The sequence below is a fragment of the Pedobacter sp. genome (genome assembly GCF_040513095.1).
Taxonomy (GTDB): Bacteria; Bacteroidota; Bacteroidia; order Sphingobacteriales; family Sphingobacteriaceae; genus Pedobacter.
In genome coordinates, this window is the sequence record NZ_JBEVDX010000033.1 from 1 (window position 1) to 10232 (window position 10232).

At 41.9% G+C, this 10232-nt stretch carries 8 protein-coding genes; 3 read left to right on the forward strand and 5 right to left on the reverse strand.

All coding sequences use genetic code 11. The features are described from left to right. The first annotated feature begins 524 nt into the window (after positions 1 to 524). Genes ABWY16_RS04325 through ABWY16_RS04335 form a run of 3 tightly spaced genes read left to right on the forward strand, consistent with a single transcriptional unit; the run spans position 525 to position 2602 of the window. Positions 525 to 1409 carry an NmrA family NAD(P)-binding protein gene (locus ABWY16_RS04325; RefSeq protein ID WP_353903421.1) on the forward strand — a complete coding sequence of 295 codons (885 nt, stop codon included), beginning with the start codon at positions 525 to 527 and terminating at the stop codon, positions 1407 to 1409. 23 nt (positions 1410 to 1432) lie between these two features. Further along, on the forward strand, positions 1433 to 2347 hold the full coding sequence (locus tag ABWY16_RS04330; RefSeq protein WP_353903422.1) for a helix-turn-helix domain-containing protein: 915 nt from the start codon (positions 1433 to 1435) through the stop codon (positions 2345 to 2347). A gap of 36 nt (positions 2348 to 2383) precedes the next feature. Then, positions 2384 to 2602 carry a hypothetical protein gene (locus ABWY16_RS04335; RefSeq protein ID WP_353903423.1) on the forward strand — a complete coding sequence of 73 codons (219 nt, stop codon included), beginning with the start codon at positions 2384 to 2386 and terminating at the stop codon, positions 2600 to 2602. A 282-nt stretch (positions 2603 to 2884) separates the two neighbouring features. On the opposite strand, the gene ABWY16_RS04340 is transcribed toward ABWY16_RS04335, so the two are convergent. The 5 genes from ABWY16_RS04340 to ABWY16_RS04360 all read right to left on the reverse strand — a co-directional run. Next, the gene (locus tag ABWY16_RS04340; RefSeq protein ID WP_353903424.1) at positions 2885 to 3796 is read right to left on the reverse strand and encodes a cation diffusion facilitator family transporter; all 912 of its coding nucleotides are present in this window, start codon (positions 3794 to 3796) and stop codon (positions 2885 to 2887) included. A gap of 39 nt (positions 3797 to 3835) precedes the next feature. Continuing rightward, positions 3836 to 4975: an efflux RND transporter periplasmic adaptor subunit gene (locus ABWY16_RS04345; protein WP_353903425.1), complete on the reverse strand. Its 1140-nt coding sequence runs from the start codon at positions 4973 to 4975 to the stop codon at positions 3836 to 3838. 2 nt (positions 4976 to 4977) lie between these two features. Further along, a complete protein-coding gene (locus ABWY16_RS04350) occupies positions 4978 to 9357 on the reverse strand; it encodes a CusA/CzcA family heavy metal efflux RND transporter (protein ID WP_353903426.1) in 4380 nt (1459 codons plus the stop codon). Between the two features lie 77 nt (positions 9358 to 9434). Next, positions 9435 to 9815, reverse strand: a complete 381-nt coding sequence (locus ABWY16_RS04355; protein WP_353903427.1) for a hypothetical protein — start codon at positions 9813 to 9815, stop codon at positions 9435 to 9437. Positions 9816 to 9997: 182 nt separating this feature from the next. Then, the coding region (locus ABWY16_RS04360) for a hypothetical protein (RefSeq protein WP_353903428.1) at positions 9998 to 10232 on the reverse strand (235 nt) is incomplete at its 5' end.

Sequence of the window (10232 nt, forward strand, 5' to 3'; positions counted from 1 at the left end):
AGATCAGCGGGCAAGAGTCGAAATTCGTGAGACCAAATCTAAAACTGATAAGTACCAAAAAAATCGGTTTTTAAGGACGCAGCTAGATCGGATGAATGATGTTATCGTTGAGACACGAAATCTACGTGCAGCCATGTGACATATACTGATACAAATTTCAGTGGGAACATATTAATGCCTAAGAACATCTGTTTGATTTGCTAGACTGATTTGCTTTTGCCCCTAAACATTGATATAAATGAAGTTATAGTCACCAAGCACAATATCTCTTTCTTTTCCATGATAGTTTTTTAGGTATATCTTAAGGCTTATCAACTCCAGGAACAGAAGGTTGATTGATAAAAACACTGTTTACTCTTGTGGCTCAATACCCTTCATTTTATTGCTATAACCGATACCTGCAGAGCACATAAATTGATTTTTTAACTGTGGGACGCTTGTTTATTATGACTACAATAATAGTGAGTCTGGCTAAAAAATTGAAAATCAAAACACGGTATTTTGTAGTAACAAATTCAAATAAAATGAAAATAGTAGTTACAGGTTCTTTAGGGAACATAAGCAAACCGCTGTCTGAGGAACTAATAAAAAAAGGACACTCAGTTACAGTAATCAGCAGCAATAAAGATAGAAAACAGGAGATTGAAGATCTTGGTGCAAAAGCAGCTATAGGATCCTTAGAGGATACTCCCTTTCTTCAAAACTCTTTCGAGGGTTCTAATGCAGTCTATTGTATGATTCCTCCAAGTTTCAAAGAGTCAAATGGATTGGAGTATTACAAAAGGATTGGTCAAAATTACAAACACGCAATCGAACAATCACGCGTTGACCGAGTTGTTTTCTTGAGTAGCTGGGGTGCTCACCTGGATAAAGGTACAGGTACAATACTTGGTTGTCATCATGTTGAACGGATATTAGAACAAATAGCAGATGTGCATTTAACCTATATCAGACCGTGTTCAATTTATTATAATTTATATAACTTTATTGATCTGATAAAAAACTCAGGTATCATTGGTACAAATTACAAAGGCACTGATAAATTAGTTTGGGTTAGTCCAACAGATATTGCCGACGCTGTTGCGGAGGAATTCGATAAGGAAATATTAGGGAATTTGGATGTTCGCTATGTTGCAAGTGATGAAGTTACTGCAAATGAGACTGCAAGGATACTTGGCTCGGCAATCGGAAAACCAGAATTGACGTGGACTGAATTTACCGATGAGGCGGTAAAACTATCTTTCCTGAAAATGGGACTGACGGATAGGTTTGCTCAGGATTTGGTAGATTTGAATGCAAGTATTAGTTCAGGGAGAATGGGTGAAGACTATGAAACACATAAACCCGTCCTTGGAAAAGTCAAACTTACAGATTTTGCAAAAGACTTTGCCGCAGCTTACTATAAATAAAAGATCGACATTAGTAAGTCATTATGAAGCTATCTAAACCATATCATATCAAAACGATAAACCAGTTTCATCAATTTAAAAAACTGGCTAAGCCTGAGCACCCGCTAATTACAGTGATTGACGTGGCTGATTTGACGGAAGCTGATGAAACGCTTAGCCTAACATTTGATTTCTACGCCATATCTCTAAAAAAAAATTTTAGAGGAAAATTTAAGTATGGTCAACAGGAATATGATTTTGATGAGGGCATTATGCTATTCATCTCACCTGGGCAAATTTTTAGAATTTTTCAGGAACCAAATGAACCTTCAAAACTATCGGGGTGGATGTTACTTATACACCCCGATTTTTTATGGAGTACCTCATTAGCAAAAAAAATGCATCAGTATGATTACTTTGACTACTCCTCAAATGAGGCTTTGTTTGTTTCTGAAAAGGAAGAAAAGATTTTGAATGCAGTAGTAGAAAATATCAGAACTGAACATCTTTCCAATATTGATAAGTTCAGCAAGGACATTATCGTGTCACAACTGGAGACGCTTCTAAATTATGCAGCCAGATTCTATAGCCGTCAGTTTATTACGCGTGAAAAGTCTAATCACCAAATATTGGAAAAGGTGGAAAATATTTTAAATTCACACTTTAATAGCGGAAATAAGGACCATAAAGGTATCCCCTCTGTGAAATACCTTTCGGATCGCCTGAATGTTTCCGCTAGCTATTTAGGCTCTTTACTAAAATCCTTGACCGGGGAAAACACGCAACAGCATATCCATAGGAAATTGATTGAAAAAGCAAAGGAAAGACTCTCGACAAGCGATTTATCCGTAAGTGAGATTGCTCACGAATTGGGTTTTGAACACGTTCAATCTTTTAGCAAATTATTTAGGGCAAAAACAAATCTCTCTCCACTGGAGTTTAGGCACTCATTTAATTAATACCCCTATTTTTGGAAAAATCATGCATCAGTGGCCATGAAAAACTACAAAACTAAACCAATTTATAATTTACGCCCCGACAAGCAGACAAATATTCCGCACCTCAGGGTTTATAATTTCAAAGGAAGTCATCCTGATGCCGTAGAATTGTTGACACCGCACCGAAAAGATCATTATCTCATCGTAATCACCAGGCAGGCTGATAATCGACAATGGATCGATATGAAGCCCTATATCATTAAGAGAAAAAGATAACTTTACAGGACCGGATCAGATTAGCGTCTGACTGAATTACCAGAAAATGATCCTGATAGCGCGCGGCAGTACTCAAATCCTACTTTCCCAAACTTTTCTAATCATGCTGAAAAATCATGTAATTGCGGATTTAATCCAGCTCTTACTTTGAATCTTTCCCCGTAGGCCATCTTCCCTGTTGAGACATCGATAACCTGCCCACTAACCCCGCATTTGTTAAAACGCAGGGGCGTCCTCTTCTACTGTCCATTTACGACCATGAAGCTGAAGCTCAAGTGATGTTTAAGTTAAAATATCCGTTTTCAGATCATTCTGGTAAGGTTCCACATGGATCAGGGCATCTTTAACGTGCAATCCTGAACGGAGAAGCAGGTCTTTTACCTGATGAGCGATTTCATGAGCGGTATAAACATTCGTATTGCCGTCTACCTCGATATGCATATCCACATAATAGTCCATACCCATTTTTCTGACATGACATTTCTCTACCCTCTTTACCTTCACATGCTGTTCAGCAATCTCACTGATTGCTACGATCAAGTCATCGGTTGGTGCTTTATCCATAATTTCTTCTATCGCAGGACGGATGATCTGATATGCATTGTAAATAATAAAAAGACAGGCGAATAATGCTGCCCAGTCGTCAGCATTTTCGTGGCCCTTGCCCAACAGTAGTGCGACAGAAATCCCGATCAAGGCTGCTACAGATGTAATTGCATCGCTTCTATGGTGATATGCATCGGCAATGACGGCCTGGCTATTAATGTTTTTACCTACATTATAAACATACCGGAAAAGCCCCTCTTTGATAATGATAACCAGGAGAAGAACATACAATGTGTAGGTCTTAGGTAATTCGTGCGGTGTAGAGATTAGCCCTATAGCATGATAAGTAATCCAGGCTGCAGCGCCCAAAAGGAAGAATCCGATAAGAATGGACGCGACAGGTTCAGCTTTACCGTGCCCATAAGGATGACCTTTATCTGCGGGGCGCTGGGCATATTTCAGTGCCCCCCATAATAAACCTGAACTCACTACGTCAGCACCCGATTCTGTAGCATCGGCTATAAGCGCATAGGAATGCCCAAGATGGCCGGATATACCTTTTACAAAAATCAGCATGATACTGATTAAGATCCCTAGCTGCGTAGTGCGGATTGCTTCAGAAGATGAGCTGCTTTTTAATATTTCCATTTTAACTGTTCTTATTTTCTTGTGTGCCTTAATTTTATTTTATTCTCCTTCAGCACTGTTCTTCATCTTCATCAAAATGGCATAGGCGTTCTTGACTACTACCTCGTCTATTTTCTGGCTGGCCCTGATCTCCGTAAAACCTGCAAGACTGGTACCAATTTCTACGGCAACGATCTTGTAACGATCAGCACCGGCCGGTGAAAATACATAATATTTATTTTCCCATTTTACTACGGCTTCGTCTGGTACAGCATCCGCATCCTTGGGGGCTATCGCAATAGCGGCATTCAAAAAAGTTCCTGGTAAAAGATCAGCTCCGTTTTCCAGGTCGCAGTGTACACTGGTTGTGCGGTCGTCCTCAATGCTGCGTTTAATCAGATCAACTCTTGCAACATACTTTTTATCAGGATTAGCTGTTGTCGTGCAGATAATCTTCTGACCAACTTTCAGATTTATGGCATCACCTTCAAAAACCGTAAGGGCAACATGTAATGCGCCGGGACTAATAATTTCAAAAAGGATATCGGCAGCATTCACATATTTACCACGGTTCACATTCACCTTGGTCACATATCCGCTGACCGGGGCATAAACTTTAATCGTCCTGCTGATATTATTCTCATTGAGACTGTTTGGATTGATCCCTATGAGCCTCAGTTTTTCTGCTAGTGCATTGACCATCACCTTTTCATTGTTGTATTCACTTTCAGTCTGCTGGAAAATTTTGTCGCTGGTTGCCTTGGTCAGGTTTAAGCCTTTCTGCCTGTTATAGTCATCAAAAGCAAACCTCAGTTTGTTCTTAGCAGTCAGGTAGTCCTGCTGCAGCTGTATGTACTGCTGGTCTTCAGCGGTTGCCAGGACACTCCCTTTTTTAACGCTCATCCCCGGTATCAGCATCATTTGTTTGATGTAACCGCCCATAGGCACACTTACTGAATAAATATTTTCCGGCGGCACATCTACCACACCATTCACGTTGATCGTACTGTGCATACCTTTTGATTCCGGCTTCCCTATCAGTATTCCCGCATTTTTCACCTGTTCAGCACTGAGCTGCACCTCATCTTTACCAATGATTATTGCTTTTTCAGTGTTTGCTTCTTCTTCCTTTTTATCCGTATGGCTGCAGGCAGCAAGCATGGCCAGGCAGATAAGTCCGCTTGTTAATATATTTTTCATATCTATAATTTATCTGTAGCTGTAATTCTTTCTATTTCAAATGCAGCTTCGTTGAACTGCATTACTTTATCATAATATTCGCTTCGCAGCTGTATCGACTGATTAATCAAAATTACCCAGTCGAGATAGGCAATTTCACCAGCGTTTAGCTTCAGTGTTGCAGTTTTAATTATATCATCCGCGTTGTTAAGTGTCACCATCCGATAGGACCGGATTAGCTTTTCCAGTTGCTGATAACGTTCTGTTGCGTTGATTAGGTCATTATCCAATGTTTTGCGCTGAAGCTCCAGTTCCCTCTCTTTCTGCTGTACTGCAATTGCAGATGCTTTGACCCGGGATTGTTGTGCAGCATAGAATAAAGGTATTCCCAATCCAATGCTCACAGAAGAAAACCGCTTGCTACCGTCATAATACTGCGATGTACCCATGCGATTTGTCTGTGATCCGATAATGCTGGTATTGTTGTATCCAAATATCAAAGAAGGCAGGAGCTTGCTCCTTTCCAGGGACTTCTCCTGTTTGGCTAATATGATCTGCTCTGCACTCAGCTTAAGTACAGGGTTTTCAGTGGTCCCAGGTGTTGGGTTGCCCTCGGATTTTCCCATTACAGCATAAGCGATGCTATCTGCAGCGGGTTCCATACGGCTGCTGCTATTCAGCAGGAAATTAAACCGGTTTAAAACCTGAGTGTAATCGGTTCTCAATAGTTCAAGCTGATTGCTAACTTGCTGCTTCTGGTTTTCTGCGGTGCGCAATTCAAGTACATCCACGTCACCGGATTTAAATCTTTGGGATGATTTCTCGAGGAAGGCACCATAAATACTGTCTGCCCAGATCAGCAGCTTACGCTTCTCGCTCAGTAAAAGAAGGGTGTAGTAGTTTATCTTAACTTCTGTTCTGAGATTCAGCTGTTCGGTATTCATTTGCATCTCGCTGATATGTACATTTGTTTTCAGCACCTGCTTTTGCCGGGAGTAAACAGTTGGGAAATCCACACTCTGCACAATAGAAAACTTATTGTCGTTTTCCAGACTGTTTAGCTTGCCATAGTCAAATGTCAACCCCGTTTTTGGCAGATCAAATGCAGTCTTTGTTAATTGCTCTCTGTATTTTGTGTTGTTTTTTGAAATTTTCAGGCTCAGGTTATTCCTGATTGCAGTATCCAGGGCCGCTTTCAGACTCACCCGCTGCTGTGCACTGGCTGGCAGCGTTGCAGCGATCAGCAGCACAGCTATGATCGCAACGTGTTTTTTAGGGCGGAAATAGCCAAATCCCCTTTCAAACAGCATATATAACATCGGTAAAACAAATAAAGTTAGAAGTGTAGACACCAGCAGGCCTCCAATAACTACAGTGGCCAGCGGTTTTTGTACCGCTCCACCTGCCCCTGTGCTGATTGCCATGGGGATAAATCCCAATGAGGGAACGAGTGCAGTCATCAGAACTGCACGGAGTTTCGATTTTGTAGCATGGATCACGATCCGCTTCACATCTGTCCAGCCTGCCTGCTTTAAGCGGTTAAACTCTGTTACCAACAATATTCCATTGAGTACTGCCACCCCAAAAAGTGCAATAAAACCTACACCAGCAGATATACTGAATGGCAGGTCCCTGATCCACAAAGCGAGTATTCCACCGATAGCTGATAATGGTATGGCCGTATAAATCAACAAGCCCTGTTTAACAGAACTGAAAGCAAAGTAGAGCAACAGGAAGATCAGGAGTAATGCAATTGGCACTACAATAGTTAAACGTGCTTTAGCGGCAGTCATGTTTTCGAAAGAACCGCCGTAAGAGACTGTATATCCTTTGGAAAGATTAAGCTGCTGTCCTGCCTTTGCCTGCAACTCTTCTACGATAGACTGAACATCACGGTCTTTTACGTTAAACCCTACTATGATCCTTCTTTTGGTATCTTCACGCTGGATCTGGTTTACACCTTCAACCTCGTCAATGCTTGCCACCATCTTCAGGGGAATCTGGTTGCCTGCTTTTGTCAGCACCATCAGCCCCTCCACATCACTGATATTCCTCCGGGCTTGTTCATCCAGCCTTACTACCATATCAAAGCGTTTTTCACCCTCATAAACCTGTCCGGCAACCTGACCTGCAAATGCAGTATTCACAACACGGTTGATATCTCCTACATTCAAGCCATATTTTGCCATGCCATCCCGGTTATATTTGATCACCACCTGCGGCATACCGGTCACTTGTTCTTCGTAAATATTGACAGCACCTTTTACCTTTCCGATGATACTTCCAAGTTTTTGGGCATAAGCAGCCAGCGAGTCCAGGTCTTCTCCAAAAATCTTACACACCACATCCTGTCTTGCGCCTGTCATCAGCTCATTAAAACGCATTTGTACAGGAAACTGGAACCCCACGGTGATTCCGGGCACGGCCTCCAGCTCTTTGGTCATTTTAGCGCTCAGTTCCGGAAAGGACTTTGCAGAAACCCATTCCTTCTTGGGTTTTAAAATCACCATCATGTCCCCTGCTTCAAAAGGCATCGGATCCGTAGGCACTTCTGCGCTACCTATTTTGGTCACGATCTTCTGCACTTCAGGAAATTTTGCCAGCAGGATTTTAGAAGCTTTCTGTGTGGTTTCAATTGTATTGTTCAGGTTACTTCCTGTCAGCAATCGTGTTTCTACCGCAAAATCACCTTCTTCCAGCTGGGGGATAAATTCTCCTCCGAGAGTACCCATCAACAGGACGGCGATCGCAAACAGCGAAAGAGTAACGGCAAGAATAGACCTGGGGAAGTTAAGCACTTTATTTAAAGCAGGTTGATAACGTCGTTCTATCCAGGCCATCAACCTGTCAGTCATATTCTTTTTATGGCTGATTTTTTTGTTTAAACACAAGGCTGACATCATAGGAACATAAGTGATCGACATGATGAAGGCTCCCAGTATCGCAAAGGCGATAGTCCATGCCATAGGTTTAAACATTTTTCCTTCCACACCCTCCAGTGAAAGGATCGGGAGATAGACGATCAGGATGATAATCTGGCTAAAAACCGCAGATTTAATCATTGAACCGGTAGATTTTTCAACCTCAGCGTCCATCTGGTTCTGATCGATGCTCTCCAATGTCCTGAAGTGCTTACTGTGTGAAAAACGATGTAAAATAGCTTCTACTACGATTACAGAACCATCTACTATCAATCCAAAATCAATCGCCCCTAAAGACATCAGGTTGCCGCCCACACCAAACTTATTCATGAGGATGATGGCAAACAGCATTGATAATGGAATCACAGAAGATACAATGAGTCCCGCGCGCAAGTTTCCCAGGAAAAATACAAGTACAAAGATTACGATGAGGGCACCCTCCATCAGATTGGTTTCTACTGTACTGATGGCATTGTCAACCATCTTTGTACGGTCCAGAAATGGCTCAATCACTACGCCTTCGGGTACCATCTTTTGAATTTCTGCAATCTTTTCTTTGACCCTTTTCACTACCACAGAGGAGTTTTCTCCTTTCAGCATCATCACCACTGCTCCTGCAACTTCGCCCTGTGCATTATAGGTCATTGCACCATATCGTATAGCCGCCCCGTACTGCACTTTCGCAATCTGGCCCATCAGTACCGGCATTCCGTTAGCCAGGGTTTTCACAACGATTTTTTCGATGTCAGCCAGACTTGTAGTTAATCCCTCACTGCGGATATACAAGACCGTTGGTCCTTTTTCAATATAGGCTCCTCCGGTATTTTCATTATTGTTTTCAAGTGCTGTAAAGACATCACCGATAGTTAGGCCGTAAGCCTTCAGCTGATCTTGTCTGACAGCTACCTCGTACTGTTTGAGCTTACCACCGAAGCTGGAAACCTCTGCTACACCGGGTGTTCCCAACAACTGGCGGCGAACGATCCAATCCTGAATGGTCCGCAATTCGCGTTCATCATATTTGCCCTCATAACCTTTTTTTGGCCGAACAACATACTGATAAATTTCACCAAGACCGGTTGATACCGGGGCCATGGCAGGCGTACCAATGCCGGCAGGAATTTCCTGCTGCACTTGTTGCAGGCGTTCGGCAATCTGTTGCCTTGCCCAGTAAACATCAGTTTCCTCATTAAAAACAATGGTAACGAGTGAAAGGCCAAAACGTGAAAAGCTCCGGATCTGTTTCAGTCCCGAGATGCTGCTGCAGGCCTGTTCAATAGGAAATGTAATCAGGCGTTCTATATCAGGAGCACCCAGCGAAGGTGAAACTGTAATTACCTGCACCTGGTTATCCGTGATATCCGGCAGGGCATCAATAGGTAGTTTTGTAACTTCATAAGCACCCCATCCAACCAGGGAAAGCACAAATAAAGCAATGATCAGCTTGTTCCTGATGGAAAAGCCAATGATTTGATTTAACATAATCAAGAAATTAAAGCATAGACATAAAACTCCTTACCTGATGGTTGACAGGCAGGAAAAAAATTGGGATATAAGGTCTAAGCTAGGGAAATGGGCGGGCGGAAGAGGTTGCCGCACATCGGATTGATATGAAAAAGGTGGTGATCAAATGTCAACACAGTAATTAAACAGAAACTTGCAGCTTTCAGCAACACCAGCTTTTCGGCAGGGACACCGATAGAAATGTGCAGGTGTCCATCCATCTTTTTAAAAGGCAGTTTCATGTCTTCATCATCATCATGATCATCCAGATCATGCCCAAAATAGTGCATATCCAGAAAATCTATGAACCCAACATCAGCATCAAGCTGATGGTGATGCATAAAATGCAGGAAAATCTGGGGTGTTTTCAATACTTCACGCAAAGTCGTGTTAAAAACGAGTATAGGAAGCATTAAATAGAGTACTGCTTTGCTCACGGCATCAAATATAAATATATTTATAGAAGTTAGAACTTGCACTATACCTTTTTTCCTTATGAGGCTGATGTCAGCAATAACATATTCCCTATTTTCGTTGCCCTGTGATAATTCACCAAGGGAATTGATTAATTCATAGGCATAACCGGAATTAAATTACAGTTGAAGTGGATTTCCCAGGTTCAAACCACTACAGACAAGCTAATGTTTGTCGATTTCACTTCTTTTAGCTGTTTATAAGCAGCAGCTTCTGCAGCAAGGAGTTCAATTTTTTCTGTACATAAATCCTCAGTCAATTTCAAAAAGCACGATACCTGATCATACAACGCCTCAGCGTCTGACCGAATTACCAGAAAATGATCCTGATAGCGCGCGGCTGTATAACTTTTGACCATTATATCAAAAAGCCTTTTGCTT

Bases quoted from the DNA above. Each gene is read 5' to 3' on its own strand.
- ABWY16_RS04325 (WP_353903421.1), top strand. From the start codon at position 525: ATGAAAATAGTAGTTACAGGTTCTTTAGGGAACATAAGCAAACCGCTG.
- ABWY16_RS04330 (WP_353903422.1), top strand. From the start codon at position 1,433: ATGAAGCTATCTAAACCATATCATATCAAAACGATAAACCAGTTTCAT.
- ABWY16_RS04335 (WP_353903423.1), top strand. From the start codon at position 2,384: ATGAAAAACTACAAAACTAAACCAATTTATAATTTACGCCCCGACAAG.
- ABWY16_RS04340 (WP_353903424.1), bottom strand. From the start codon at position 3,796: ATGGAAATATTAAAAAGCAGCTCATCTTCTGAAGCAATCCGCACTACG.
- ABWY16_RS04345 (WP_353903425.1), bottom strand. From the start codon at position 4,975: ATGAAAAATATATTAACAAGCGGACTTATCTGCCTGGCCATGCTTGCT.
- ABWY16_RS04350 (WP_353903426.1), bottom strand. From the start codon at position 9,357: ATGTTAAATCAAATCATTGGCTTTTCCATCAGGAACAAGCTGATCATT.